General features: G+C 70.0%; 23 protein-coding genes and 1 riboswitch. Of the genes, 11 read left to right on the forward strand and 12 right to left on the reverse strand.

The annotated features are described in order from the left end of the window. Positions 1-37: 37 nt before the first annotated feature. Both QC180_RS09340 and QC180_RS09345 read right to left on the reverse strand, forming a co-directional pair. Entirely contained in the window at positions 38-913 is an 876-nt protein-coding gene (locus QC180_RS09340) for a glucosyl-3-phosphoglycerate synthase (RefSeq protein ID WP_278262238.1), read from the reverse strand. Between the two features lie 122 nt (positions 914-1,035). Next, positions 1,036-2,067 carry a hypothetical protein gene (locus tag QC180_RS09345; RefSeq protein ID WP_278262239.1) on the reverse strand — a complete coding sequence of 344 codons (1,032 nt, stop codon included), beginning with the start codon at positions 2,065-2,067 and terminating at the stop codon, positions 1,036-1,038. Positions 2,068-2,260: 193 nt separating this feature from the next. Here QC180_RS09345 and QC180_RS09350 point away from each other — a divergent pair, with 193 nt between their 5' ends. Then, on the forward strand, positions 2,261-3,565 hold the full coding sequence (locus tag QC180_RS09350; protein ID WP_278262240.1) for a TerD family protein: 1,305 nt from the start codon (positions 2,261-2,263) through the stop codon (positions 3,563-3,565). 46 nt (positions 3,566-3,611) lie between these two features. Continuing rightward, positions 3,612-3,802: riboswitch (cobalamin riboswitch) on the forward strand. A gap of 124 nt (positions 3,803-3,926) precedes the next feature. After that, complete coding sequence (locus QC180_RS09355) at positions 3,927-4,535, forward strand: (2Fe-2S) ferredoxin domain-containing protein (RefSeq protein WP_278262241.1); 609 nt, start codon at positions 3,927-3,929, stop codon at positions 4,533-4,535. 30 nt (positions 4,536-4,565) lie between these two features. Here the strand turns inward: QC180_RS09355 and QC180_RS09360 are convergent, their stop codons facing one another. Further along, positions 4,566-5,426: a haloalkane dehalogenase gene (locus tag QC180_RS09360; protein WP_278262242.1), complete on the reverse strand. Its 861-nt coding sequence runs from the start codon at positions 5,424-5,426 to the stop codon at positions 4,566-4,568. A gap of 104 nt (positions 5,427-5,530) precedes the next feature. Here QC180_RS09360 and QC180_RS09365 point away from each other — a divergent pair, with 104 nt between their 5' ends. Next, positions 5,531-7,327: a TerD family protein gene (locus QC180_RS09365; RefSeq protein WP_278262243.1), complete on the forward strand. Its 1,797-nt coding sequence runs from the start codon at positions 5,531-5,533 to the stop codon at positions 7,325-7,327. Between the two features lie 166 nt (positions 7,328-7,493). Here QC180_RS09365 and QC180_RS09370 read toward each other — a convergent pair whose 3' ends face one another. After that, on the reverse strand, positions 7,494-8,123 hold the full coding sequence (locus QC180_RS09370) for a winged helix-turn-helix transcriptional regulator (protein WP_278262244.1): 630 nt from the start codon (positions 8,121-8,123) through the stop codon (positions 7,494-7,496). 81 nt (positions 8,124-8,204) lie between these two features. On the opposite strand from QC180_RS09370, the gene QC180_RS09375 reads away from it, so the two are divergent. Then, positions 8,205-9,092, forward strand: coding sequence for an alpha/beta fold hydrolase (locus tag QC180_RS09375; protein WP_278262245.1), 888 nt, complete (start codon positions 8,205-8,207; stop codon positions 9,090-9,092). Positions 9,093-9,096: 4 nt separating this feature from the next. Here QC180_RS09375 and QC180_RS09380 read toward each other — a convergent pair whose 3' ends face one another. From QC180_RS09380 to cysD, 6 genes are all read right to left on the reverse strand, one after another. Beyond that, the gene (locus tag QC180_RS09380) at positions 9,097-9,717 is read right to left on the reverse strand and encodes an HD domain-containing protein (RefSeq protein WP_278262246.1); all 621 of its coding nucleotides are present in this window, start codon (positions 9,715-9,717) and stop codon (positions 9,097-9,099) included. Positions 9,718-9,811: 94 nt separating this feature from the next. Then, positions 9,812-10,945, reverse strand: a complete 1,134-nt coding sequence (locus QC180_RS09385) for a sulfotransferase family protein (RefSeq protein ID WP_278262247.1) — start codon at positions 10,943-10,945, stop codon at positions 9,812-9,814. Between the two features lie 11 nt (positions 10,946-10,956). Continuing rightward, complete coding sequence (locus QC180_RS09390; RefSeq protein WP_278262248.1) at positions 10,957-11,742, reverse strand: SDR family oxidoreductase; 786 nt, start codon at positions 11,740-11,742, stop codon at positions 10,957-10,959. After that, positions 11,739-12,956 carry a hypothetical protein gene (locus QC180_RS09395; protein ID WP_278262249.1) on the reverse strand — a complete coding sequence of 406 codons (1,218 nt, stop codon included), beginning with the start codon at positions 12,954-12,956 and terminating at the stop codon, positions 11,739-11,741. Before QC180_RS09395 ends, QC180_RS09390 begins: the two co-directional genes overlap by 4 nt. Beyond that, positions 12,953-14,806, reverse strand: coding sequence for an adenylyl-sulfate kinase (cysC, locus tag QC180_RS09400; protein WP_278262250.1), 1,854 nt, complete (start codon positions 14,804-14,806; stop codon positions 12,953-12,955). The genes QC180_RS09395 and cysC overlap by 4 nt, the downstream gene beginning before the upstream one ends. Then, positions 14,806-15,711: a sulfate adenylyltransferase subunit CysD gene (gene cysD, locus QC180_RS09405; protein ID WP_278262251.1), complete on the reverse strand. Its 906-nt coding sequence runs from the start codon at positions 15,709-15,711 to the stop codon at positions 14,806-14,808. The genes cysC and cysD overlap by 1 nt, the downstream gene beginning before the upstream one ends. Before the next feature lie 84 nt (positions 15,712-15,795). On the opposite strand from cysD, the gene QC180_RS09410 reads away from it, so the two are divergent. Beyond that, positions 15,796-16,740, forward strand: a complete 945-nt coding sequence (locus tag QC180_RS09410) for an IclR family transcriptional regulator (RefSeq protein WP_278262252.1) — start codon at positions 15,796-15,798, stop codon at positions 16,738-16,740. 302 nt (positions 16,741-17,042) lie between these two features. Then, the gene (locus QC180_RS09415) at positions 17,043-18,185 is read left to right on the forward strand and encodes a DUF8017 domain-containing protein (RefSeq protein WP_278262253.1); all 1,143 of its coding nucleotides are present in this window, start codon (positions 17,043-17,045) and stop codon (positions 18,183-18,185) included. Positions 18,186-18,198: 13 nt separating this feature from the next. Here QC180_RS09415 and QC180_RS09420 read toward each other — a convergent pair whose 3' ends face one another. Further along, entirely contained in the window at positions 18,199-18,705 is a 507-nt protein-coding gene (locus QC180_RS09420; RefSeq protein ID WP_278262254.1) for a MarR family winged helix-turn-helix transcriptional regulator, read from the reverse strand. Positions 18,706-18,797: 92 nt separating this feature from the next. Between QC180_RS09420 and QC180_RS09425 the strand changes: the two genes are divergently transcribed. Further along, a complete protein-coding gene (locus QC180_RS09425) occupies positions 18,798-20,882 on the forward strand; it encodes an MMPL family transporter (RefSeq protein WP_278262570.1) in 2,085 nt (694 codons plus the stop codon). Between the two features lie 68 nt (positions 20,883-20,950). On the opposite strand, the gene QC180_RS09430 is transcribed toward QC180_RS09425, so the two are convergent. After that, positions 20,951-22,678, reverse strand: coding sequence for a GMC oxidoreductase (locus QC180_RS09430; RefSeq protein WP_278262255.1), 1,728 nt, complete (start codon positions 22,676-22,678; stop codon positions 20,951-20,953). Positions 22,679-22,778: 100 nt separating this feature from the next. Here QC180_RS09430 and QC180_RS09435 point away from each other — a divergent pair, with 100 nt between their 5' ends. The 4 genes from QC180_RS09435 to QC180_RS09450 all read left to right on the forward strand — a co-directional run bounded on the left by QC180_RS09435 (position 22,779) and on the right by QC180_RS09450 (position 26,079). After that, the gene (locus QC180_RS09435) at positions 22,779-23,501 is read left to right on the forward strand and encodes a MerR family transcriptional regulator (RefSeq protein ID WP_278262256.1); all 723 of its coding nucleotides are present in this window, start codon (positions 22,779-22,781) and stop codon (positions 23,499-23,501) included. Positions 23,502-23,511: 10 nt separating this feature from the next. After that, positions 23,512-24,243 (forward strand): TetR/AcrR family transcriptional regulator, encoded by a 732-nt coding sequence (locus tag QC180_RS09440; protein WP_278262257.1) that lies wholly within the window; start codon positions 23,512-23,514, stop codon positions 24,241-24,243. Between the two features lie 113 nt (positions 24,244-24,356). Next, positions 24,357-24,950, forward strand: coding sequence for a hypothetical protein (locus QC180_RS09445; protein WP_278262258.1), 594 nt, complete (start codon positions 24,357-24,359; stop codon positions 24,948-24,950). Positions 24,951-25,080: 130 nt separating this feature from the next. Continuing rightward, complete coding sequence (locus tag QC180_RS09450; RefSeq protein ID WP_278262259.1) at positions 25,081-26,079, forward strand: AurF N-oxygenase family protein; 999 nt, start codon at positions 25,081-25,083, stop codon at positions 26,077-26,079. Positions 26,080-26,085: the final 6 nt, after the last annotated feature.

A 26,085-nucleotide genomic window follows, 5' to 3' on the forward strand; every position in this document is an offset into this window, starting at 1 on the left:
TGTGGTCCCACGGGACCGCACCGGCTCTCGCGTTGTGTCAGGCGATATCGCGGTGGGTGGCCATGAGCTGGTTCATCGGGGGCCGGTCGGCCAGACTGACCTCCGAGGGGGTGCGCCGCCAACCGTTGTCACCGGGCAGGAACTGCACCAGCCCGACGCCGGAGTCGCGGATGCCGAGTCGGTCGAGCAGGGTTGCCACCACCTGCCTGCTCATCACCGCCAGTTCGTGGGTGGAGCGGTGCCGGTGCACACGCACACCCAGGTCGACCTGGGTGATCGCCGACAGACCACGCCGCTGCCAGCAGTCGAGCAGGATGCCGATCTCGGCGCCGTAGCCGCTGGCGAAGGAGATCTCGCCGAGAAAGCCTCGGGTGGCGGCGTATTCGCCACCGAGCGGCTGCACGATCTCGGCCAGCGCGGGCGCCAGCGCGGTGAGCAACGGGCGCGCCACCAGCTGGGTGACCCGCCCGCCGCCGTCGGACTCCGCGCCACCGGCGAGCGGTCGTCGGTAGAAGCCTTTCACCAGCGCCAGACCCGGATCGGTGAGCAGCGGGGCGAGCAGCGTGGGCACGAACAGTGGGTCTGGTTCCACCAGGTCGGCGTCGAGGTAGACGACCAGGTCACCGGTGCACACGGCCAGCGAGCGCCACAGCACCTCACCCTTGCCCGGGCGCGGGGCGATATCGGGGAGGGCTTCCTCGCGGGTGTAGACGGCGGCACCGGCCGCCCTGGCTCGCGCGATGGTGCGGTCGGTGGAGCCCGCGTCGAGCACGATCAGTTCGTCGACCAGTCCGCCGAGCAGCGGACGGACCGAGGCGACCACTCCGGCGACCGTGTCCTCGTCGTCGAGCGCGGGCACCACCACCGAGATCCGGCGACCGGCTTTGCGGTCGATCAGTTCACGGACGTTCATGCCGACCAGTGAACGACACCCCGCCCGACCCCGCCACCGATCGTCACCGATCCTGTGACCGGAGCCAACCGATTCCCGCGCGCCCTGGTGGGTGTGGACAGCCGAGGCGGGCGCGTGCCGACTCAGTCGTAGATCTGGCCGATGTAGCCGTCGCGGTCGTTGAAACGGCTGGTGTCGACGTTGTCGCTGATCCAGTCGACGAGGCGTTTGCCCCAGAAGATCAGCGGGGTGATGACGACGTCCCGGGCGGGTGAGGTCTGCGTGGACGGCTGGGCCCGACGAGCGAACTCGGTGGCGGCGACGGCGTGGGAGACATCGATCAACTCGGCGAGCGACGCCAACTGGAGTCGGCCGATGATGGTGAGGGGGCTGGCACTCGAGGGCGTCGCGGAGAAGCTCTTGGTCGGCTGCGCCGCGGCGGTCGCCAGCGCTGCCAGGGCGTCGGCGGCGGCCTGTCGCAGCGTCTCGCGCTGCCAGTAGATCCGGGTGAGCAGTTCGGTCGCCGCTGTCTGACCGGGAACGTCGCGAGCGAACAACCGGGTGACCAGTTCGATCTCGGGGTCGCGGGCGGTCGCGGCGGAGACGAGTTCGCGTCGAGCAGGACCCCGGTGATGGCCGTCTACCGCCGGTGTCGAGGTGTGGGTGTCGGTGACCGAACGCAGCAGCACGCGGGGGTCGACGTCGATGTGCTGGGCGGTGAGCTGCTTGCCGACCGTGTCGATCCGTTCCCGCAGGACGGCCTCGACGGCGTCGAAGTCGGTGTCGTCGGGAACCGGGAGGCCGTCCCCGTCGAGGTCGAACCCGTCGATCGCGGCGAGGTGCGCCGTGAGCGTCTCGGTCAGGGCCGGGTCCTTGATCAGGCGCGCGTGGCGTTGCAGCAGGGAGCGGGTCTGCGCGATTCCGTCCCGCAGGCGCCCGCGCTGCTCGTCCCAACTCTCGCGCTGTTCGAGGGTGAAGGCGTCACCGCCGTAGCCGAGCAGCGCGACCTCGATGTCGTAGCCGCGCCACATCGGCGTCGCCTCGACGAGTTGGGCCCGGGTGACCGATTCGATCGACTCCCCGGTGCGGTCCGCGCGGATCCGGTTTCCGGCGACCAGCCGGATGAACCCCTCGCGGACAGTGGGGTCGAACAGGTCCAGAGATTCATCGGTCACGTTCGTATCCTGTTCTAGTGCAAGGTAATTCACCCGTCCGTGGCTCGCGGGCCAGTCGAGAGTAGCCCGTTGTCGCTGCCGTGCGGTTCGAATCCGGGAACCATCCCGCCCGGTCTGCCCCGGGGACGCGCGTACCCTGACGAGCGGAAAGCCTGGTGCGGACGACCGGCCCGCGGGGTCGACGGAGGTAGGCATGAGCGCGGCGACGGTGGTCGAGGTGGCCAAGGGGTCCAAGACCGATCTGGGGGAGCGGCGGTACACGATCCGGCTCGACCTCGCCGAGCCCGCCGGGGCGGTGGACGTCTCGGCAGTGCTGGTGACCGCCGAGGGCACCGTGCGCTCCGACGCCGATTTCGTGTTCTTCAACAATCCCGTCGCCCCGGGCGTGCGGATGGAGTCCGACGCGGTGGTGTCGGTGGACCTCGCGGCGCTCCCGGCCGAGATCCACCGGGTCGTGATCGCGGGCAGTACCGAGGCGCAGGGCATCCGGTTCGGTGAGGTCAGCGGATTGCGGATCACTGTGGCGGGGCCCGGCCAGTCGATGGTCTTCACGCCGCCGGATCTGACGAGCGAGACGGTACTGCAGGCGGTGGCGTTGTACCGGCGTGGCGACGGGTGGCGCCTCGACGCGATCGGGCAGGGCTACAGCGCCGGGCTGGCGGCCTTCGCCACCGAACACGGCATCGTCGTCGACGAGGAACCCGTCGAGACCCCCGCCCCGCCGCAGCTCGTCGCGCCGGTCCCGGCCGCGCCCCAGGTGGATCTGCGCAAGGTCGACGTGGTGCTCACGAAGGACTCGCCCGACCGCCGCGCCAGCATCGACCTGCGCAAGGGCGACCCCGGCTACGTCCTCACCGTCGGCCTCGAATGGGACGGCCGCGGCGCGAGTTACGCACCCGACGGCCGCGTCACCCGCTTCGGTACGGGCGATCTGGACGTCTACTTCTTCTGCCGCAACGAGATCACCGGCGACTACGTGGTGATCAGCGGCGAGAAAGGTCACCAGGGCGACCTGGCCGTGTGGCCCTTCCTGCATCACCAGGGCGACTCCCGCGGCCCCGGCGCGAACAACAGCCCCGCCACCGAACAGGTGGTCGTGCGCCCCACCGAGAACGGTGACCTGCTGCTCAACGTCTACCAGTCGGTCGACAACGGCGCGGGCGCCATCGACACCTTCGGCCGCCCCCGCGTCCGCGTGCGCTACGGCCGACCCGGCCCGGATGGGCTGCCGGGCACCGACGCGGACCAGATCACCGTCCTGATCGGCAACGGCAAGAACTCCTTCTGGGCCACCGTCGCCCACATCGACGTGCGCGACGGCATACTCACCGTCGACGGCACCACCCGCTACAGCCGCGCCTTCAGCGAACGCATGCCCGTCCTCGACACCGGCGGAAACTGGGTCCGCTCGGCCAAGAACGGCCCGGTCGGCCGGAGCAAGGGCAAGAACGGCCTCGGCCTGACCCGCTACTCGGGAACCTGCCCGGACTCCCGCTGACCGGGGCCGAGACTCGGACACCGACCATCCGGTTTCCTGGAACTTGGTACAGTTCCTCCGCCGTGGTGTTCGGGAAATCGGTGTGAAACCGATGCGGCCCTCGCCACTGTGATCGGGAGTGACGGATCGATCCGGGCGGCCCACGCCGCCCGGGGCCACTGGGGTTCGCCCTGGGAAGGCTGACCCGTCGCGCGCCATCCCGTCAGCCAGGAGACCGGCCACGGCCACGCAGTACCCATTCCACGAGGACCTGGAAGGCCGTCACCTTGACCCCCTCTGTTGTCGCGCGCCCGCACGATCTGCCCCTGGCCGCCCGCCGCGCTCGCCTGGTGGTTCCGGCCGGGCGCACGGTGCGGGCCCGATGACGCGCCGCCACGTCCTCGTCGCCCGACCCACCCCGTCGGGGGTCGACCTGCTCGCTGTCACCGCCCTCGCCGAGTCCTGTGGGATCGGTTACGCCCTGCTCGATCAGGGTGAGCCGACCATCCACGATGTTCTCGACGAGGCCGCCCGCGACGACCTCCCGGTCACTCTGATCCCTCTGGCCGTGCCTCGCGATCGCTATCTGGAGACCTGGATCGCCCGCGCGGTCGCCAACTGGAAGGAGACCCGCGCTCGCGACCTGGACGTGCGGATCACCGAAGGTGCCGACAGCACACCGGCTTTCGTCGACGTGGTGCGCGCGCTCATGGGCGAGGAGGGCGATCCCGTCACCGCCAGCCCCCGTGCCTTCCGCAGCCCCGCCTGGTCGCGGATACCCGACCACACCGGCCACATCCTGGTCTGCCGCGGCCCCCGCTGCACCGTCTACGGCGCCGCCGAACTCCACCGCCGACTCCGCCGTGACCACCCCACCGCCCTGGTCACCCCGACCGGCTGCCTCAACCCCTGCAACCTGGGTCCCCTCTACATCACCTACCCCGACGGGCAGTGGCACACCAACGCTCTCGAACCGGCGCCCGACGCCTGAGCCTGAAGACCTGTGTTCCCGTGGCGGCCGCTACGGGAACCGTCGGGTGATCGCCGCCGCGATCTCGATGGGTGCGTGCTCGGGGACGAAGTGTCGGGCCTGGGCGAATTCGAGGATCTCGAGGTCGGCGAAGGCGTCGCGGAGGCGGGGGAGGCAGGCTTTCGGGCGGAACACCATGTCCTTCATGCCCCAGACCGCGAGCGCGGGTTTGTCGCCGAGCAGGGCGGGCACATCGTGCTCGAGCTGGGCCAGGAGCGGGCGGGCGGCGAGGATCTGGCCGGGTGTCACGGCGAGGGCGGCCCTGGCCTCTGGTGTGGGTTGTACGGCGCGGTAGTGGTCGGCTTCGGCGGTGGTGAGTGTGCTCCCCAGTTCGCTCAGCAGGACCCGCTCGATGAGGAAGTTGCGTTCCAGGATCCGGCGGCGCATCGCGGCGGTGCTCATGATCCGGCTGAACGCCCGGTTGATCGGTGCTTCGATCGGCCAGAAGGCGGTGTTGGCCAGGGTGATTCCGCGTACCCGGTCCGCGCGGGTGGTCGCCGCGCCGAGACCGATCGGCCCGCCCCAGTCGTGGCCCATCAGGACGAAGCCGTCGAGGTCGAGGTGGTCGATGAGTTCGCCGACGACGGCGGTGTGTTCGGCGATGGTGTAGCCGTAGTCGGCGGGGCGCTCGGACAGGCCGAAACCCGGATAGTCGACGGCGACGCACCGATACCGGTCACGCAGCGCGGTGACCAGGTGCCGGTACAGGAAGCTCCATGCTGGAGCCCCGTGGCAGAACAGGATCGGCGGCCCCGAGCCCTCATCGAGGTAGTGGACCCGCGCGGTGGACGCGTCGAACCAGCGCGACCGGAACGGATACAGACTTTGGTCGGGCACGAAATCGATCAGCACAGGACCTCCCCCTCGGACTTCCGATCTGCACCCTAGCCCACTGATGTGGCGGGAATCATGAAGCGCCCCGCAACATTTCGTAGACCGTCTACGATGCGAAGCTCATGCGGGTGATGACACAGCTCGACGAGCGACAGCAGGGGACCGGGTTCGGCGCGTTCACGGTCGTGGACGTCGAGACCTCCGGGCTACGACCGCACCAGCACCGGGTGCTCTCGGTCGCGGCGCTCACCCTCGACAGCGTGGGGCAGGTGAGCGAGGAGTTCCACACCCTGCTCGATCCCGGGTGCGATCCCGGCCCGGTACACATCCACGGCCTGACCACCGACGTGTTGCGGGGCTCGCCGGAATTCGCGCAGGTGCGCGACCGGCTGTCCGGGCTCCTCGACGGCCGGGTCCTGGTGGCGCACAACGCGCTGTTCGACTACGGCTTCCTCGCGCGGGAGTTCGCCAGAACCGGCGCGCGGCTGCCGGTGGACCGCCGCCTGTGCACGCTCGCCCTGGCCCGGCGGGTGGCGCCACCGACCCCGGACTACAAACTGGGCACCCTCGCGTCGTATTACGGTGTGCCACAGCACAAAGCCCACGACGCCCTCGACGACACCCGGGTCCTCGTCCAGGTGCTGCGCGCCCTGGTCGCCGACGCCGCGCACCTCGGCATCGCCGCACCCCTGCTCGACTGCGCCGACGGCATCGCGCGCACCCCCGCACCCCGCTGGCCCGTGCAGCGGCGCGGCCCGAAACAGCCGTGCGCTTACGCCTACCCGGGCACCATGCTCGCCGACGGACCGCTGCGGCAGGGCATGAAGGTCGCCTTCACCGGCGAGACCCGCCTCGACCGTGAAGAACTGGTGGCCCGCGCCGAGGCCGCCGGGCTCGACGTGACCGGCACGGTGAGCCGCCGCACGAGCGTGCTCGTCACCAATGACGCGACCTCGAACAGCGGAAAGGCGCGTAAGGCGACCGAATTCGCTACTCCGGTCGTCGACGAAACACGCTTTCTGGCGCTGCTCGATGCGATCGAACCGGGTCAGCCACGCGCCGGGTCTCAGCCCCGTCCGGCTGCCGCGCAGGCGGACGGGCGTCGTGCCGCGTCCCGCGCCCGGCCGCCGACGGGTGCCCTGTCGGGACGCCGGGTGCTCGTACTCGGTGGCACCCACGAAGACGCCGCCGCGGCCAGGACTCGGATCGTCGCGCTGGGCGGCTCGGTCGCGGTGAACCTGTCGGCGACGGTGACCGATCTGCTCGTGCTCGACGGCGGCGACACCGACCGCCGCGTGCGCAAGGCGACCGACCTCGCGCTCGCCGTCCACGGACCGCAGCTGCTCGAATCCGGCGCTCCCGCGACGCTCGCTGACGCATCGTCCTCGGAACCGGACGTGCTCCAGCTCTCGCGCGGTCAGGTGGTCGACCTGCCTGGAACCGACCGCACCTGGGCACTGCGTGCCAGCTGGAACCAGCTCGACGACCAAGCCGTCGACCTCGTCGCCTTCCTGGTGGACGAGACCGAGAAGGTCGCCGATTCCAGCGATTTCGTCTTCTACAACCAGCCGGAAGCGCTCGGCGCGCGCCTGTCCGAGGACGGCCCGAACGAACAGGCGATCACCATCGCCCTGGACGAGCTGCCCGAACACTGCCGCCGCATCGTGTTCGCGGCCGCGCTCGACGGCACCGGTCGCACCTTCGGTGACGTCGGCGCCGTGGAACTCGAGATCGCCACCGGCCCCGAATCGAGCACCGCCCTGCGCGCCACCCTCGACGCGGCCACCACGGAACGCACCCTGCTGCTCGCCGAGCTCTACGTCAGGGGCGACACCTGGCGCCTGCGCGCCGTTGGCCAAGGCTACGAGACCGATCTGGCGGCGTTGGTCGACCGCTACGGGGTGGAGGTCGCGGACTGACCATCCGAATGTCGGAGGGGCCGAATAGGATTCGCGGGGCCTGACGGAGCTCGAGGCCGTCATCGGATCCAACGACGAGGAATTCCTCCACCGGCTGCTGGCGGAGCTGCCCGAGCACAATCCGGAACGACAGCTGCTGCGGCTTCTGGGCCGAATAGTCCCCAGCTCAGTGGCCGAACGCGGCGCGGACGGCGTTTTCGTCGCCCTCGATCTCGATCAGTCCGAGGGCGCGGGCGTCGTCGAGCGGGACCGCGCCCGCCGCGAGGCCGAGAACATAGGCGGGGTCCGCGCGCAGGGTGGCGTCGAGACGGCGCCCGTCGCGCGGACCGACCTCGAACCCTGTCGGTGTCGCGCACAGTTGCAGGGGTGGGTCGCCGACCTCGATGCCGATCGTCACCGAGGGGCGAGCGGTGACTCGCGCATCGAGCAGGGCCGGAAGAGCGAGGGCGAGCCAGCCGGGACGAAAGGCGTCGCCATCGCCGGGACCGCGCGCCATCAGCGGGGTGGACCAGCGAATGAGACCCTCGATCGGCGCACGTAGTTCGGCGCCCCACGGCGTCAGGGCGTATTCGACCACCGCGCCCGCGTCGGTCAGCCGCCGTTCGACCACGCCCCCGGTCTCGAGGTCGCGCAGCCGATCGGCGAGCAGATTGGTGGCGATGCCGGGAAGTCCCGCGATCAGATCTCGGTAGCGAGCCGGGCCGGTGAGGAGCTCGCGAACGATGAGCAGATTCCATCGGTCGCCGACGACTTCGAGAGATCGGGCGAGCCCACAGTACTGGCCGTAACTACGCATCAGTTCCTACATTCGCTTGAAATATTCAAGTGCACGTGAGATTCTCAAGTATACCTGTTGCCGAGCCCTGGAGGGGCCATCATGGCCGGAACCACCGAGAGTGTGCGACCCGGCTGGGTCGACGACGAGCTGTTTCCCTTCGAGAGCCGATTCCTCGAGATCGACGGGCACACCGTGCACTACGTCGATGAGGGATCGGGCCCCACGTTGCTGTTCCTGCACGGCAATCCGACGTGGTCGTTTCTGTGGCGCGAGGTGATCCGCGCCCTGCGCGACGACTTCCGGTGCGTCGCTCTCGACTACCCGGGCTTCGGGCTGTCGACGCCGAAAGCGGGATACCGGTATCTGCCCGAAGAACACGCCGACGTGGTCGCCGGGTTCGTCGACGCCCTCGGTCTGGAAGCGGTCACGCTGGTCGGGCAGGACTGGGGTGGCATCATCGGCCTGGCGGTCGCGCAGCGGCGCCCTGGTGTCTTCGATCGGCTGGCTCTGGCGAATACGTGGGCCTGGCCGGTGAACGGGGTCGCGCACTTCGAGGCGTTCGGTCGCCTCGTCGGTGGGCCGCCGGTCCGATTCCTGGTGCGGCGGTTCAACCTTCTCGTGCGCGCCTTCATCCCCACGGGCCATCGCAGACGCAAGCCCACCGCGGCCGAGATGGCGCACTACAGCAAGGCGCTGGACACTCCGGAGCGGCGACAGGCCTCGGCGGTGCTGCCCGGTCAGGTGTTGGCCAGTCGGGAATTCTTCGCCGAGATCGAGGCCGGGCTGCCCGACATCGCACACCTGCCGACACTGATCGTCTGGGGCGACGCCGACATCGCCTTCCGCCCACAGGAGCGCGAGCGTCTGGAAGCCACGTTCGCCGACCACACGACCGTGATCGTGGAGGGCGCGGGCACCTATGTGGAGTCCGACGCCCCCGAGGAATTCGTCACCGCGATCCGCGACTGGACCGCATCCACGCAGTGACCGGTCAGTCTCGCGGTACCGATCCCGTCGCCTGTGTCGCGATCGAGTAGGTCGCCTGGTAGGCCACGCGCTGGTCGGCGTCGGCCGCGAGACGGTCGAGTTCGTTGTCGAGCGTCATGAACACCTGCCAGGGTTCTTGCCCGCTGACGGCGGCCACACGCTGGACGATGAGTTGTTCGAGTTCGGGAACCCGCTTGCCCTTCCAAATCTTGTCGGCGAGGCTGACGAGCAGGTCGTCCATGCCGATGTCGGGTTCGGTCCACGCGGCATGGGTTCTCGCGAACCGCGCGGCGCTTTCGCGTACTCCATGGTCGAGGAGGAGTCGGTGGCCGTCGACTTCGTGGGCTGAGCCGGGGCCGGACAGTTCGGCGGGGTGCAGGACCTTGCCGATGTCGTGGGTGGCGGCGCCGAACAGGACCGCGTCGGGGTCGAATCGCACCGTGGCGTAGGTGGTTCGCAGCCAGTCGACCAGCTGGCACGCCACGTCGTGAACCGCGCGCAAGTGCGCGGCCAGTCGTGGCGGGGTGTCGAGCGACCGAATGATCGCCAGGGCGCTGTCGGGTAGCGGGCGTAAGGGTAGCTCGGGTTGGGCGGTCAGTGCGTGGTCGAGCGCCCTCGAGATCATGCGATCACGGTAGTCGGCACGAGTTCGGGTTCGCGACCCGAGCGTCCGCGTTATCGAGGCCGACGACGACGCGGACGTTCGGGATCGTTGCTGCTCAGTGGTCGAAGGCTTCGGTGACCATCGCCTCGGTGAGGCCGTAGTCGGCCAGGGAGTAGTGGTGGGTGGGTTTGCGGGCGCCGGTGCGGCTTTCGTTGTCGAGGGCGGTGATGGCGGCGCGGGCCTCGGGGGTGAAATCGGTGCCGATGTCGGTGTAGATGCGGTCGACGACGCCGAAGGGGTCGGCGCGCAGGTCGTCGAAGTCGACGTCGAGGAAGGTGGCGTCGGTGTGGCGGGTGCGGGCCTCGGTGAATTCGCGCAGGCCGCGTGACCACAGGTCGAGTTGGGTGCGGCCGATGGTCTCGCCGGTGAAGACGGTGGACCAGCCGCGGGTGGCGTGCTCGTTGAGGCTGCACACCGACGGGATGATGGTGGCGGGGTCGCGGTGGGTCTGGATGACGACGGCGTCCGGATAGACCGCGAGCAACGCGTCCAGGCAGAACAGGTGGCTGGGGTTCTTGAGCACCCAGCGCCGGGTGTCGTTCATACCGATGAGCTGGAGATTGCGGCGGTGCCGGGCATAGGCGGGGGTCCAGTCCTGGTCGGACAGCCACTGCGCGTAACTGGGGACGTAGGCGAGGCATTCGTAGGAATGCGAGGTTCCCGACTGGCGCAGCAGCTGCCAGCATTCCTCCACATCGGCGGCGCTCATGTAGTGCAGGCCCATGAATTCCGGGTTCTGCACCTGGTGCTGGCGCAGTCCGGCGTCGATCTGCTGGTAGGCGGGATTGCTGTCCCAGGTCTCGCGCGGTGGCCGCGGCTGCGGAAAGTCGGTCAGCCACATCTCGAGGCCCTGGTTGGCCGGGTCGGCGGCCAGCAGCCGGTGCAGGGCGGTGGTGCCGGTGCGGGGCAGACCGGTGACGAAGATCGGCCTGGTCACCGGCGTGTCGACGTAACCGGGGTTGGCCGCCCAGGCGGCCTCGCTCAACGCGCGGGCGACGAGCGTGCCGCGCAGGAAGAATCGCGACATCTTGCTGCCGAGTTCGGTGAGTCCGGCCTCGTCGCGGTACGAGTCGAGCAGCACTCGCAACGCCTCGGTGTAGTCGTCGGCCCCGAAATCGGTGAGACCGGTGAGTTTGGTGGCGGAGGCGTGCAGGTCGGCCACGGTGCCGACATCGGTGCGCACGGTCATCGGAAGAGCTCCTAGTTGTGGTATTCGCCGCAGTTGACGTCGAGGGTCTGGCCGGTGATCGCCGAGGACCAGTCCGAGGCGAGGAAAACCACGGCCCTGGCGATCTCCTCGGGCTCGGGCAGCCGCTTCAGGTCCGATTTCGACGCGGTCTGCTCGTAGACCTGTTCGACGGTGATGCCGTACTTCTCGGCGACCTGGGTGAAGTACCACTTCAGCTGATCGGTCCAGATGTAGCCGGGCAGCACACTGTTGACCCGCACGCCCTTGGCGCCGAGTTCGGTGGCCAGGGTCTGCGACATGGCCAGCAGCGCCGCCTTGGTGAGCTTGTAGCTGCCGTAGCGCGGTTCGGAATGCCGCACGACCATCGAATTGATCATGACCACAGCACCTTTGGCCTCGGCCAGGGCGGGCGCGAACGCCTGGGTCATCCGCAATCCGCCGAGCACCGTCATGTCGAGACTCGACCGGATGTGGTCGAAGTCGGTGCGGTCCAGCGGTTTCATCGACGGCACCGAGAACGCGTTGTTCACCAGCGCGTCCACCCGCCCGAACGTCTCGACGGTCTTCGCCACCAGATTCCGGACCGCCGCGTCGTCGGTGATATCGGTCGGCACGCACAGCGTCGCGCCCCCGGCGGCCTCGATCTCGGCGGCCACCTCGAGCAGCCGCGATGCGGTCCGCGCCGCCAGCACCACCGTCGCACCCGCGCCCGCGGCCTCGAGACAGATCGATCGGCCGAGTCCCGGGCCGACGCCGGAGACGACGATGACCTTTCCGTCCAGCAGTGCCCCGCTCATCCGAGCATCCTTTCGGCGAAAGCCCGCTGCCGGGCGCTGATCCGGTCGCGCCATCCGGCGGCGTCGATCCGGTTGTGGTCGAGGTGGGGGAGGTGTTCGGCGATCTCGTCGAACGGTACGAGCGTCACCGTCGGGCCGTCGGCCTCGGTCAGGGGACGGTCGGTGCGCTGCCAGCGGAACTGGAGGATGCCGCGGGTGCGGCCGGTGGTCTCGATCCAGTTGGCCAGGCCCGGGTCCTGTTTGCTCACCACCATGCGGATCAGACCGTCCGGGTCGACCTGGGCCTGGGTGTGGTTGAGGCTGGTCTGGTGGTTGACGTAGTCCAGCGAGATGTACCAGAGGCTGCCCAGCTGGAAACCCTGGTACGGCGCATCGGATTTCGGCACGGTGATCACCAGCGCCTGATCGTCGGCCAGGTCGAAGTGGCCCACCGACGAATACTGGGTGCTCAGCCCGCCCGGGGTGAGGCGGGGCGCGGTGAGGGTGTTCACCGGCAGGTCCAGGTAGAACCACTTGGGGAAGTTGAACCAGGTGTGCACGCGGGTGAGCAGCATCTTGGCGGCGGCACTGTAGCGTTTGCGCATCCGGGCCAGGTCCGGTTCGACCGGGGCAGTGCCGATGGTGTCGACGCGTTCGATCCGGATCGAGCCCTTGCGTTCGGTCCAGTCCCCGTAGACCTCGCGCACGGCCAGCATCGACGCGCCCTCGCCGAGGGCGAAATAGTCGGGCCCGGCGTCGCTCTTGGCGGGACCGAAGCGGATCGAGAAGCTGCCGTCCTCGGCGATCGGGATCCGCCGGTCGTCGAAGGCGTCCTCGCCGCCGGGGACCTCGGTCGCGGTGTAGTCGCCCTTGAGGACCTGGAAACTGAGGTCGACGGTGCTGCCGCGCACGCCGCTGACCACGTACTCGGCGCCGGGTTCGATATTCGCGTGATAGTAGAGCGTGTCCGGATTGTCCAGGCCCATCTTGGCGTAGGGGCCGGTGGAGGACACGAAATACGGGTGGCTGGTGCCGTGCGCGCCGGACAGCCGCAGGCAGGCGGCGACACTGGCGGCCAGATAGTCGTAGCCCTCGGCGAGATCGGCGTCGCTACGGACGAATTCGGCGTTCGCGATGAGCTGCTCGGCCTGGGCCACTGCGGCGGTGAAGGGCGCGGTGAGCGACGCCGGAGGCGTGGTGCTCCCGGCTTCGGTGGCGGTACTGGAGTGGGTCAACGGTCTGCGATTCCTAGCTCTCGGAGGATGTGGGCGGCGATCTCGGCGGGGGAGCCCAGATCGGGGGTGACGACCAGATCGGCGTGCTCGGGACGCTCGTAAGGCGAGCCGATCCCGGTGAAGCCGGGTAGTTCGCCAGCGCGGGCCTTGGCGTAGAGACCCTTGGGATCACGGCGCTCGCATTCGGCCAGCGACGTGTCGACGAAGACCTCGTGGAACGGCAGGTCCCGATCGGCGTGGGTGGTGCGCGCCGCGGCGCGCTGGGCGGCGAACGGGCTGATCACCGACACGATCGCCACCGCCCCCGAATCGGCGAACAGTGCGGCGACCTCGGCGACGCGGCGCACGTTCTCGTCCCGGTCGGCCGCCGAGAACCCGAGTCCGGCATTGAGGCCGTGCCGCAGATTGTCGCCGTCGAGCAGGTAGGCGGCCCGTCCCGCCGCGACCAGCGCGCGCTCCACCTCGACCGCGATCGTCGACTTGCCCGACCCCGACAGCCCGGTGAGCCAGACCGTCGCGCCCGCGTGCGCCCGGTCGGCGCGCCCCACCGCCGACCGGTGCCAGACCACCGTCGCGGCGGACGGGTGCGTGCCGGTGTCGCGGCCGGTGACCATGCCCGCGGCGACGGTCTGATCGGTCACCGGGTCGATGAGGATGAAGCTGCCGGTGCGCCGGTTCTCCCGGTACGGGTCGAACAGCAGCGGCTGCCTGCTGCGCAGCCGCACCCGGGCGATGTCGTTGAGCGACAACGTGTCCACGTCCTCGCGGCGGTGCAGCGTGTTCACGTCGAGCTGATAGTCGATGGCGGTGACCTCGGCGGGCGAGATCTGCGCCGCCGTGCGCACCAGGTAGTGGGCGCCCGGACGCAGTTCGGTGGTCTCGGAGAACCAGCACACCATCGCGTCGAGGTCGGCGCCCTGCTGCGGGCGATTGCCCGGGCGGGCCAGTAGATCACCACGGCCGATGTCGATGTCGTCGTCGAGGGTCAGCGAGATCGCCATGCCGGTGAACGCCTCGTCGACCTTGCTGCCGCCGGGCCCCCAGATCTCGCGCACCCGGGAGGTGTGTCCGGCGGGCAGTACCACCACCTCGTCGCCGGGTTTGAAGATGCCGCCCGCGACGGTGCCTGCGTAGCCGCGGTGGTCGAGGCCGTGCTGGGCCCGGATGACGTACTGGATCGGCAGGCGCGCGTCGATGAGATTGCGGTCCGAGGCGATGTGTACGTCCTCGAGGTGGCGCAGCAGCGGCGGGCCCGGATACCAGGGCATGTGCGCGGAGCCCTCGACGACATTGTCGCCGAGCAGCGCCGAGACCGGCACGAAGCTCAGATCGCCGACGGTGAGCTTCGCGGCGAAGGTCGCGAATTCGGCGCGGATCTCCTCGAATCGCTCCTGCGACCAGTCGACCAGGTCCATCTTGTTCACGCACACCACCAGGTGCGGGACGCCCAGCAGCGTGGCCAGGAAGGCGTGCCTGCGGGTCTGCTCGGAGACCCCGGCGCGCGCGTCGACCAGTATCAGCGCGAGATCGGCGGTGGACGCGCCGGTCACCATATTGCGCGTGTACTGCACGTGCCCGGGCGTATCGGCGATGACGAACTTGCGTCGCGGCGTGGTGACATAACGGTAGGCGACATCGATGGTGATGCCCTGCTCGCGTTCGGCCCGCAGCCCGTCGGTGACCAGCGCCAGATCCGCCACCGCGCCGCCGCGTTCGATGCTCACCCGCTCGATCGCGGCGAGCTGATCGTCGAACAGCGACTTGGAGTCGTGCAGCAGTCTGCCGATGAGGGTGGACTTGCCGTCGTCCACGCTGCCCGCGGTGGCCAGGCGTAATAGGTTGCGGCTCATCAGAAGTAGCCCTCTCGCTTGCGGTCTTCCATGCCGGTCTCGGAGATCCGGTCGTCGGCGCGGGTGGCGCCGCGCTCGGTGAGCCGGGTGGCGGCGGTCTCGGCGATGACCTTCGCGGCGGTGTCGGCCTCGCTCTCGACGCAGCCGGTGCAGGTGGCATCGCCGACGGTGCGGAAGCGCACGGTGGTTTCGATGGCGCGTTCGCCGGGGCGCGGGGTGACGAACCGGCCCGCCGAGAGCAGCATGCCGTCGCGTTCGACCACGGTGCGCCGGTGCGCGTAGTACAGCGTGGGCAGTTCGACGGCCTCGCGATCGATGTACTCCCAGATGTCGAGCTCGGTCCAGTTCGACAGCGGGAACACCCGGATGTGCTCGCCCGGCTGGTGCCTGCCGTTGTAGAGGTTCCAGACCTCGGGTCGCTGGGCGCGCGGATCCCATTCCCCGAACCGGTTGCGGAAGCTGAACACCCGCTCCTTGGCGCGCGCCTTCTCCTCGTCGCGGCGCGCGCCGCCGAACACGGCGTCGAAGCGGTGCTCGCCGATGGCGCGCAGCAGGGTGGTGGTCTGCAACGGATTGCGGGTGCCGCCGGGGCGTTCCACCACCCGGCCCGCGTCGATGTCGTCCTGGACCCGCGCCACCAGCAGGCGCGCGCCGGTGCGTTCGGCGGTGCGGTCACGGAAGGTGAGCACCTCGTCGAAATTGTGGCCGGTGTCCACGTGCAGCAGCGGAAACGGCAGCGGCGCTGGCCAGAAGGCGCGCCGGGCCAGGTGCAGCAGCACCGCCGAGTCCTTGCCGCCGGAGAACAGCAGCACCGGTCGTTCGAAGGTGGCCGCCACCTCCCGGAAGATGTGCACCGATTCGGCCTCCAGGGCCGCCAGGTGCGACAGCTCGTACCCCGTCCGCACTCGTTTCACCTACTTCGTTCGCGCAAGCGGCTGATCCAGCCACGGGCTTGCGATGTCGAATATTCGACGCTATTGTTCGATATTGTGACACCGACGATAAGCCGGGCCGAGGGCGCCGGTCAAGAGGTGACGGCGGATCCGGGTGCCGCCTCGCCGCCGACCCAGCGGGTCGTGAAGGTCATCGAGCTGCTCTCGCGCCATGCCACCGAACGGTTGTCGCTGGCACGGATCGTGCGTGAGGCCGGACTGTCCCGGGCGACCGCGCACGCCGTGCTCACCCAGCTGTGCGCCGACGGTTGGACCGTGCGCGACGAGGACGGCTGCTACGGCGTCGGCCTGCGGCTGCTCACCGTCGCCCGCCGGGCCGAGGCCGCCTTCCCGCTGCGCCATACCGCCGCGCCACACCTGCGCGGGCTGGCCGAACAGGCCGGGGTGCCGGTGTTCCTCGCCGAGCGCGACGGCACGAGCATCGTGGTCACCGAGGTCGTGGGTGACCCGTCGGCGGGCTGGATCCGGCCCGGTCGTCGGCTGCCGCTCGCGCCGCCGGTGTGCCGCGAGTTCGTCGCCTGGGCACCGGAATCCGAGCAGCGGGACTGGTTGGCGCTCGCCGACCCGGCCCACCGTGCCCGCCTGACGCAGGTGCTCGCCGAGATCCGCAGCCGCGGCTATTCGGTCGAACGGCTCGTCGACGACTCCACGCCGATGCTGGAAGCGCTGGCGGGACTGCGTGATTCACCGATCACCGCAGCCCTGCGCGCCCAGCTCGGCTCGGTCATCACCGAGCTGATCACCATCGACTACCTGCCCGCCGAACTCGGCGCGGAGAACGCCGTGGTGACCCTCGCCGCGCCGATCCGCGACGAGCGCGGCAGCGTCGTCGCCTCGGTGGTCGCCTGCCCGGACACCCGGCTGTCGAGTCGCGCGCTGAGCGATCTCGGCGCGGCGACCGTCGCCGCGGCCGAACGCATCCGCGTGGGCGCGCCGGTGGTCGCCGGTGAAGTGACGCTCGGGGGACCCGTTCTCGGGTGACGCCGTTTAGGCTGAAAGGGGACCCTGGCCGACGCGTTGTCGGGCAGGTGATGAGGAGGGAACAGCTCGTGGCGGACAATGTCGATCGGTGGTGGGAAGCGCCCGGATTCTCGGAGCCACCACCGGAGCAGCAACCGGGCACCCCTCCCGGCCAACCACCCACCCCACCACCGGGCGCGAATTCGACTGTCCTGTACGGCGCTGGCCAAGCCCCACAGCCCACGGCTCCGCCCGGATCAGGGCAGTTCGCCCAGCCCACCTTCCCGCCACCCCAGGGCGACCAGCCAGGTGCGAACTCGACGGTGCTCTACGGTGCGGGCCAGGCCCCGCAGCCGACGGCTCCGCCGCAAGCCGGGTCCGGGCAGTTCGCCCAGCCAGGTTTCCCGCCGCCGGAGCGGCCGGGCGCGAATTCGACCGTGTTGTACGGCGCGGGCCAGGCTCCCCAGCCGATGGCACCTGCCGGGTCGGGGCAGTTCGCTCAACCGACCTTCCCGCCGCCCGAGCAGCCGGGCGCGAATTCGACGGTGCTCTACGGCGCGGGTCAGGCGCCGCAGCCCATGGCACCGGGTGGTTCGGGGCAGTTCGCGCAGCCCGCGCAGGGGTACGGGAACCCGAATGTTCCTGCGGGATACGGTCATCCGGCGCCCGGCTATCAGGGTGGCTATCCGCAGCAGCCAGGCCAGCAGCAGTTCGGCCCGGCCTATGGCCAGCAGCCCTACGGCTACGCGCCCCAGCAGCCGCCGCGCAAGAGCAATACCGGGGTGATCGTCGCGGTCGTCGGCGTGGTGGTGGCGCTGGTTGTGGTGGTCACGCTCGCGGTCGTCCTCGGCGGCAAGGAGCCCGACGAGACCACCGTCGCCGCGACCACGACGGTGACCACGACCGCGCCGCTGACCGGGACCACCACCGCGCCGGTCTCACCGGGCGCGCAGGGTGTGCTCATCCCGGCCTATCGGGTCGCCTACGACGTGCCCGCGAGCTGGTCGATCGCCTCGGCCGCGGACACGATGGACTTCGTCAGCCTCAGCGGCAGCATCTCCGGTCGCGGCCGCACCTTCGAGGGCGAGGACTACTGCCCCGGCTCGGCGTACCGGGGCCTGGCCGGGGTCACCACGGTCGACGAGACCGATCTGGCAGCGGCGGCCACCAAGGTGGCGACCGTCGCGGCCGAGGGCGGGTACTCGAGCTCGACCCACCACGGCCGCACGGTGCCCACCGCGCTCACCACCGCCAGCGGAGTCGTCGGGCAGTTCGTGGAGGGCGGCGGCCCGTGGACACCCTCGGCGCCCGGCTGCACCGCCAACTCGTACTCGGTCTACTCCTTCGCGTTCAAGAACGCCGCGGGCACGGTGCTGGCCCTGGCGATCCTCATCGACCGTGGCACCTCGGGCGAACTGCCCCGCGACCAGGCCAGGGCGATGATCGACAGCCTGCGCTTGGTGTAGCTGCTCGGTGTGGCTACTGCGCCGAGCTGCCCGCGTCCGGCAGCTCGGCGTAGAACTCGCGCAGCGCGGTGGTGATCCCCGTGAAGACGCGGTGCGCGGCGGCCAGATCGGCGTCGGGCAGCTCGGCCAGCGCGGCCCGGGTGCGTGCGCTGAGCGGGCCGAAGAAACCGGCGGCGACTGTCATGCCGTGCTCGGTGTAGCCGAGGTGGGCCCGTCGCCGATCGGTGGGGTCGGGGATCCGCGCGAGATGACCGGATTCGATCATGCGCTCGACCAGATAGGTCACCGCGGGCGCGGACACGCCCATGAGCTTGCTGAGTTGGCCCGCGGTGAGCGGCGCGCCTTCGGCCTCGGCCGTCGCGATGTGTGTCAACGCGCGGAAATCGTTGGGGCGCAGATTGTTCGAGCGGGCGAAGACGTGCCCGATCTGCTCGGAGATCGCGGTCAGCGCGCGCAGATCGCGAGCGATCCCGGTCTCCAGTTCGGTCCGGCCGTCCGGCTCGGTGTTCGCGGCGTCCACCCGCTGCCTCCTCTCGCTTCCGGCAGTGAGCTTAACCGGTGACGGCCCCGGCATTGCCGATTAGTTAAGTATCTGAAATAGTTCACCGCGTGATGCGAGTGAGCGAGGAACAGGGATGGGACCGGTTCGCCGGGCTGGTCACCGGTCGGCGATCGTGGGCCGTTCTGCTGGCGGTGGTCGCGGCGGCGATGGCCGTCATCGCGCTGGCGGGCGGCAACGACAGCGCGGGCCAGGCGCCGGTCTCGCTACCGTCGTCGGCGGAAGCGGCGAAGGCGGCCGCCGCGGCGGACGAGTTCCCGAACGCGGGGGAGTCGGCCGCGATCCTGGTGGCGACCCGCACCGATGACAGCACCCTGACCCCCGCCGATCTCACGGCCCTCGAGGCCGCCCTCGACCGCGCGGACGTCCCCGCGACCGAGGGACGACCCCGCCTCTTCCCCGCCCCCGACGCCCACGCGGCACTGGCCCCGATCCCGATCTCCGCCGACCTCAACGGATTCGCCCTCACCGACCGCGTCGACGCGCTGCGCACCGCCGTCACCACCGATCTGCCCGCCGACCTGCGGGTGCAGGTGACCGGCGGACCGGCCTTCGGTGCCGATATCGCCGATTCGTTCTCCGGCGCCAACACCCTGCTGCTCATCGTGACCGCCCTGGTGGTGATGGCGCTGCTGATCCTCACCTACCGTTCCCCGGTGCTGTGGCTGGTCCCACTGACCGTCGTCGGGCTGGCCGACCGCGTGGCGACCAGCGTCGGCACCGCCCTGGCTCACCTGACCGGCCTGACCTTCGACGGCTCGACCGCGGGCATCACCAGCGTGCTGGTGTTCGGCGCCGGAACGAACTACGCGCTGCTGCTGGTCTCGCGCTACCGCGACGAACTGCACCGCCACACCGATCACCGCCTGGCGCTGCGCGCCGCCGTCCGACACGCCGCACCCGCGATCGTGGCCAGCAATATCACCGTCGTGCTGGCCCTGCTGACGCTGCTGCTCGCCCTGCTGCCCAATACCCGCAGCCTCGGCGCGTTCGCCGCCGCCGGACTCGTCGTGGCCCTGATCTTCGTCCTCACCGCGCTGCCGCCCGCCCTCGCGCTGTGCGGTCGCCGGATCTTCTGGCCGTTCGTCCCGGCCGCCGACGGCGAGGACCCCGCCGAACGCGGCGTGTGGGCGGCCGTGGCCACGCGGGTGGTGCGGCGTCCGGCCGTGGTCGCGGGTGCCGCCGGGGCGGTGCTGGTGATCTTCGCGACCGGATTGTTCACGACCGATATCGGTCTCTCGCGCACCGAACAGTTCCGGGTCGAGGCCGAATCCGTCGACGGTCTGCGCACCATGGCCGAACACTTCCCGTCCGGCACCGCCGATCCGGCCACGGTCATCGCGAACACCACCGCCACCGTGCCCGTGCAAGCCGCACTCGACGAGGTGCCGGGCGTTTCGCGCGCCACGGTGAACGGAGAATCCGACAGCGGAACCACCCGCTGGTCGGTGGTGCTCGAGGCCGAACCCGGTTCGGCGGAGGCGTTCTCGACCGTCGAGGCGATCCGGAGCGCGGTGGGGTCGGTGCCAGGGGCGTCCGCGCTCGTCGGCGGTTCCGACGCCGAGGCCCTCGACATCCGCGATGCCGCGCGGCGGGACCAGGCGCTGGTCATCCCGCTGATCCTGGCGGTCGTCCTGCTGGTGCTGCTGGTGCTGTTGCGCGCCGTCCCGGCGGCCGTGCTGCTGGTCGGTGTGACGGTGCTCAGTGCGCTCGCGGCGCTCGGCGCTGGCAGCTGGATGAGTCACGCGGTCTTCGGGTTCCCGGCGCTGGATACCAATGTGCCGCTGTTCGGCTTCCTGTTCCTGGTCGCCCTCGGCGTGGACTACACGATCTTCCTGGTGACCAGGGCGCGCGAGGAGGCGGCCACCCACGGCACCACCCGGGGCATGGTGCGCGCGGTCGCGTCCACCGGCGCGGTGATCACCAGCGCCGGTGTGGTTCTCGCGGCGGTGTTCTGTGTGCTCGGCGTGCTGCCGCTCATCACCCTCACCCAGCTGGGCATCGTCGTCGGCCTCGGCATCCTGCTGGACACCTTCGTGGTCCGCACCCTGGTGGTCCCGGCCCTGTTCGCGCTGCTGGGCGACAAGGTCTGGTGGCCCACGAAACCTCGCGGGGCGGTGACGGACCCTACCGTCTGACACACGGTCCCGGAAACGACGACGGCCCCGCTCCCGGTGCGAACCAGGAGCGGGGCCGTGCGGTCGACTCAGCCCGCGGACTTCTCCGTGCTGCGGATCTCCACGATCGGCAGCACCAGCGCGGCGGGCGCGCCCTCGGGCACCACCGGCCGCACCGGGGCGACCGGCGCGATCCGCGAGTATCCGGCGCTCTGCTCGGGCCGGGTGTCCACCTCGCCCTTGTTGGGCCAGTACGCGGCGGCGCGCTCGGCCTGCGCGGTGATGGTCAGCGACGGGTTCACACCCAGGTTCGCCGACACCGCGGCACCGTCGACCACGCTCAGCGTCGGATAGCCGAACACCCGGTGGTAGGCGTCGATCACGCCGTGCTCACGGTCGGCGCCGATGGCCGCGCCGCCCAGGAAGTGCGCGGTCAGCGGGACATTGAACACCTCGCCCCAGGTGCCACCGGCGACGCCGCCGATCTTCTCCGCCACCCGGCGGGTGACATCGTTGCCCGCGGGAATCCAGGTCGGATTCGGTTCGCCGTGTCCCTGCTTGGAGGTCAGCTTGCGCCTGCCGAACAGGCCACGCTTGGTGTAGGTGGTGATCGAGTTGTCCAGGTGCTGCATCACCAGCGAGATGATGGTGCGCTCGCTCCAGTTCTTCACGCTCAGGAACCGCAGCATCAGCAGCGGATGCAGCAGCACGATGCCCAGGAAGCGCAGCCAGCGGGGGATCTTGCCCCCACCGTCGACCATGAGCGTCTGCATCAGGCCCATGGCGTTGGAGCCCTTGCCGTAGCGCACCGGTTCGACGTGGGTGTCGGGGGTGGGGTGGATCGAGGAGGTGATCGCCACGCCCTTGGTGAAGTCCTGGCCGGGCGCGAGGGTCTTGGTCGCCGCTCCGACGATGGACTCGGAGTTGGTGCGGGTCAGCAGGCCCAGCTTGTCGGAGATGTCGGGCAGCGCGCCTTCGTCCCGCATGGCGTGCAGCAGCTTCTGGGTGCCGAGAGTGCCCGCGGCCAGCACGACCTGCTTGGCGGTGTAGGTCTTGGGGTCCTTGCGGACCCAGGCGCCGGTGCGCTCGGTCGCGACATCCCAGGAACCGTCGGGCAGCGGGCGCAGCGCGCTCACCGTGGTCATCGGAATGACCTGTGCCCCGGCCTGTTCGGCGAGGTACAGGTAGTTCTTCACCAAGGTGTTCTTGGCGCCGAACTTGCAGCCGACCATGCAGTCGCCGCATTCGACGCAGCCGGTGCGCTGCGGGCCGACGCCGCCGAAGTACGGGTCGTCCACGGTCTTGCCCGGCTCGCCGAAGAACACGCCGACCGGGGTCTGTACGAAGGTCTCGCCGACGCCCATGTCCTCGGCGACGGACTTGAAGATCTCGTCGGCGGGCGTCATGTGCGGGTTCTGCACGACACCGAGCATCTTCTTCGCGCGCTCGTAGTAGGGGGTCAGCTCTTCGCGCCAGTCGGTGATCTCACGCCACTGGGCGTCGCGGAAGAACGGCTCCGGCGGGACGTAGAGGGTGTTGGCGTAGTTCAGCGAACCACCGCCGACCCCGGCGCCGCCGAGGATCAGCACATCACGCAGCGGATGGATGCGCTGGATCCCGAAACAGCCCAGTTTGGGCGCCCAGATGAACTTGCGCAGGTCCCAGCTGGTCTTGGGCAGTTCGTCGTCGGCGAAACGGCGGCCCGCCTCGAGAATGCCGACCTTGTAGCCCTTCTCGACCAGTCGCAGCGCGGTGACACTGCCACCGAATCCTGAACCGACGATCAAGACGTCGAAATCGGTGGTCCGCTCGGACATAGAGGAGCTCCTCGGTCGTGTCAACAGTGACGCCGGTAACGCTAACGCCGACAGTATGGACTGTCAACGTAGGTAACCCTCGGCTCTCTATGCTGGTCGCGTGCCCCGATACACCCGTGCCCAGCTCGCCGACATCAGCGGCGTCGCGGCGCGCACGATCCGCTACTACCACTCGCTCGGCGTGCTGCCCAAACCCGGCCGCGCGGGCAAGGAAGTGGTGTACACCGACGAGCATCTGGACCGCCTACGCGACATCGTCGCCATGCAGGCCCGCGGGCTACGGCTCGACGCGATCCGCGAGGTGTTCGACGCCGAACCCCAGCCGGGTGCCACCGGCGACTGGCGCTCGCTGTTCGACCCGCGCGTCGGCCCGGCCGAGGCACACGCCGCCACGATCGACGACGCCGAACTCACGGCGCTGCTGGTCGACCGCGACGGCGACACGCTCACCGAACTCGTCGCCGCGGGCTACCTCGAGCGCCGCGACGATCGCTGGTACGTGCACGACCGCACCATGCTCGAGGCCGCGCTGGTGCTCTACGACGTCGGCATCGACATCGCGCTCAGCGGCGTGCTGCGCACCCTGATCCACGGCAGGCTCGCCACCCTGGCCGACGACGTCGTCCGCACCGTGCGCGACGCGGCGGGAGCCGGAGGCTACGGCGGCGAAGGCGTCGCCGTCGACCTGGACCGTTTCCGCGACCGGCTGCTCGCCATGGCCTGGGGCGTCGCGGGCGCCACCTTTGCCGCCGAGATCCAGCGGGCCGCGGGGGAGGACGACACGATCCAGCGCCGCGATCTGTCCGGTGCCACCGGTGGGTGATGATCGGGGGATGAGCTCTCCCGGCCCCCGCGCCCGTGCCCGCGCCCAGACCATCGCCGACATCAAGCGCGTCGGCCGCGAGCACCTGGCCTCCCAGGGCGCCGCGGCGCTGTCGTTGCGCGCGGTGGCCCGCGACCTGGGCATGGTGTCCTCGGCGATCTACCGATACGTGCGCAGTCGCGACGAGCTGCTGACCCTGCTCGTGGTCGACGGCTACAACGCCCTCGGCGACGCCGTCGACACCGCGCTGGCCGAGGCCCCCGCCGACCCGGCCGTCCGTTTCCGCACGGCCGCGCGCGCGGTGCGGACCTGGGCGCTGGCCGAGCCGGCGTGGTACGGCCTGCTCTACGGTTCCCCGGTCCCCGGCTACGCCGCGCCCTCCGAGGACACCGTCGCCCCCGGCATCCGGGTGATCGGCGCGCTGCTGACCATCATCGACGACGCTCACCGCGCTGGCCTGCTCACGCCACCCGCGCCCGAACCGGCGCTCTCGCCGCGCACGGCCGCCGACTTCGCCACGATCCGCGAACAGTTCGGCCTGACCGTGCCCGACGGCCTCATGACCGCCGCGCTCACGGCTTGGACGACCCTGTTCGGCGCGGTCAACTTCGACGTGTTCGACATGTACGGCGCCGACACCTTCGCCGACCGCGCCGAGGTGTTCGATCGGCAGGTCGATCAGCTGTGTCACCTGCTCGGATTCGGTGACGGGGGCGGGGATCGGCGGGGACCGGCGAGGTGATTCCGGATCTACCCGACCGATCGGTACGGTAGCGGGAAAGGTATTTCCCGCGGTATGTGGGGTGAGGAATGTAGGACCGGCGGCGATGGCCGCCAACGAACGGGAGTGCCCGAGTGAATTCTCGCGAGGAGATCTTGCGCCGCGTCCGCGACGGGCTGCTCGACCTACCCGACGACGAGCGCCGGGTGCCCATGCGGCGCGCCTCCGGCGCCGCCGCCGATGTCGATCCGGCCGAACGCGCCGCCGTGCTCGCCCGCTTCGCCGACCGCCTGCGCGCGCACGGATCACTGGTCCGCACCGTCGACCTGGCCGGACTGCCCGCCGCCGTGGCGGATGTGCTCTACGGCATGAGCGTCACCTCGGTCCAGGCCGCCGTGGAGCCGGGTCCGGCCTGGCTCGATCACTGGGCCAGCGCGCCGGGACATCGGGTCGTGCACGGCGGCGCGGCCTCGGCGGGCAGCGGGGACGCCGTCGTGCGCGACGCGGTCGCGGGGGAAGCCTCCGGCGGTTCGCTGGCACTCGAGGTCGACGGGGCGCCTGCGGTGTCGGAAACGGTGCCGCAGGTGTGCGTGGTCCGGGCCGACCGCGTCTTCGGGTCTCTGCCCGATGCGCTGGACCGGCTGGACCCCCGACGTCCGCTGATCTGGCTCGGCGGGCCCGGTGACGCCGAAATGGCCCGTCAGCTGGTGGTTCTGCTCGTCGAGTAGCCGCTCGTCTCGATGTGGACTCGCCGGGCGCCGGGGGTTGTCTGGGACCTTAAGTCTCAGTTATTCTCGGTAGCACCGGTGTGACGGCGCTAACAGCGCGCCCACCCGGACGCGAACCGAGGAGGCACCGATGACGCTGACCGAATCGAGCCGCGGCGGACTCATCACCGAGGAGTACCGAGATGCGCTGGCGACCCTGTCCCAGGGGTCGGTGGACCGGCATTTCGATCCCTACCTCGACATCGACTGGGATTCGCCCGAGCTCGCCATCGACCCGAACGACCCACGGTGGGCACTGTCCCCCGACGTCGACCCGTTGGGCGCCACCCAGTGGTACCGCGATCAGCCGCTCGAACGGCAGATCGCGATCGGCAAGTGGCGCACCGCCAACGCGATCAAGGTCGGTGCGGCCTTCGAGAGCATCCTCATCCGCGGGATGATGCAGTACGCGATGAAGCTGCCCAACGGCTCGCCGGAATTCCGCTACTGCATGCACGAGATGACCGAAGAGTGCAACCACATCCAGATGTTCCAGGAGCTGGTGAACCGCATCGGCGTGGACGTCCCCGGTATGCGGCCGCTGTTCCGGGCGCTCTCGCCGCTGATCGGTGTCGCGGGCGGCTACGCCTACGCGATCCTGTTCATCGGCATCCTCGGTGGCGAGGAACCGATCGATCACTACCAGAAGGCGGTGATCCGCGAGGGCGAGCGGATGCCCCCGATGGTGTTGCGCACCATGCAGATCCACATCGCCGAGGAGGCCAGGCACATCTCCTTCGCCGGTGAGTTCTTGGCGGTGCACGTCGCGCGGATGGGCAAGTTCAACCGAGGTGCCTGTTCGGTGGCGTTCCCGATCGCCATGCGCTGGCTGGCCGGGGAGATCATGGCACCGCCGCGTTCGTTCGCGCGCGAGTTCGACATTCCGCGCGAGGTGATCGAGCAGGCGTTCTGGAAGTCCGAGCACTCGCGGCGGATCCTGTCGGGCTACTTCGGTGACATGCGCAAGCTCGCCGACGATCTGGGCCTGATGAATCCGGTGGCCAAGCGGCTGTGGAACGCGCTCGGTGTGGGTGGTCCGGCCTCGCGCTACCGCAGCGAGCCCGAACGGCACGGGCACCGCGTGGCCTGAGAGCCG

Origin of the sequence: Nocardia anocheti, from assembly GCF_029675105.1 — a bacterium.
In the GTDB taxonomy this organism is placed as follows: Bacteria; Actinomycetota; Actinomycetes; order Mycobacteriales; family Mycobacteriaceae; genus Nocardia.

Coding starts and splice junctions, on each gene's coding strand:
- QC180_RS09425 (WP_278262570.1), top strand. CDS start 18,798: ATGCGAGTGAGCGAGGAACAGGGATGGGACCGGTTCGCCGGGCTGGTC.
- QC180_RS09430 (WP_278262255.1), bottom strand. CDS start 22,678: ATGTCCGAGCGGACCACCGATTTCGACGTCTTGATCGTCGGTTCAGGA.
- QC180_RS09385 (WP_278262247.1), bottom strand. CDS start 10,945: ATGACCGTGCGCACCGATGTCGGCACCGTGGCCGACCTGCACGCCTCC.
- cysC (WP_278262250.1), bottom strand. CDS start 14,806: ATGAGCCGCAACCTATTACGCCTGGCCACCGCGGGCAGCGTGGACGAC.
- QC180_RS09340 (WP_278262238.1), bottom strand. CDS start 913: ATGAACGTCCGTGAACTGATCGACCGCAAAGCCGGTCGCCGGATCTCG.
- QC180_RS09440 (WP_278262257.1), top strand. CDS start 23,512: ATGAGCTCTCCCGGCCCCCGCGCCCGTGCCCGCGCCCAGACCATCGCC.
- QC180_RS09375 (WP_278262245.1), top strand. CDS start 8,205: ATGGCCGGAACCACCGAGAGTGTGCGACCCGGCTGGGTCGACGACGAG.
- QC180_RS09390 (WP_278262248.1), bottom strand. CDS start 11,742: ATGAGCGGGGCACTGCTGGACGGAAAGGTCATCGTCGTCTCCGGCGTC.
- QC180_RS09450 (WP_278262259.1), top strand. CDS start 25,081: ATGACGCTGACCGAATCGAGCCGCGGCGGACTCATCACCGAGGAGTAC.
- QC180_RS09370 (WP_278262244.1), bottom strand. CDS start 8,123: ATGCGTAGTTACGGCCAGTACTGTGGGCTCGCCCGATCTCTCGAAGTC.
- QC180_RS09355 (WP_278262241.1), top strand. CDS start 3,927: ATGACGCGCCGCCACGTCCTCGTCGCCCGACCCACCCCGTCGGGGGTC.
- QC180_RS09380 (WP_278262246.1), bottom strand. CDS start 9,717: ATGATCTCGAGGGCGCTCGACCACGCACTGACCGCCCAACCCGAGCTA.
- QC180_RS09350 (WP_278262240.1), top strand. CDS start 2,261: ATGAGCGCGGCGACGGTGGTCGAGGTGGCCAAGGGGTCCAAGACCGAT.
- QC180_RS09365 (WP_278262243.1), top strand. CDS start 5,531: ATGCGGGTGATGACACAGCTCGACGAGCGACAGCAGGGGACCGGGTTC.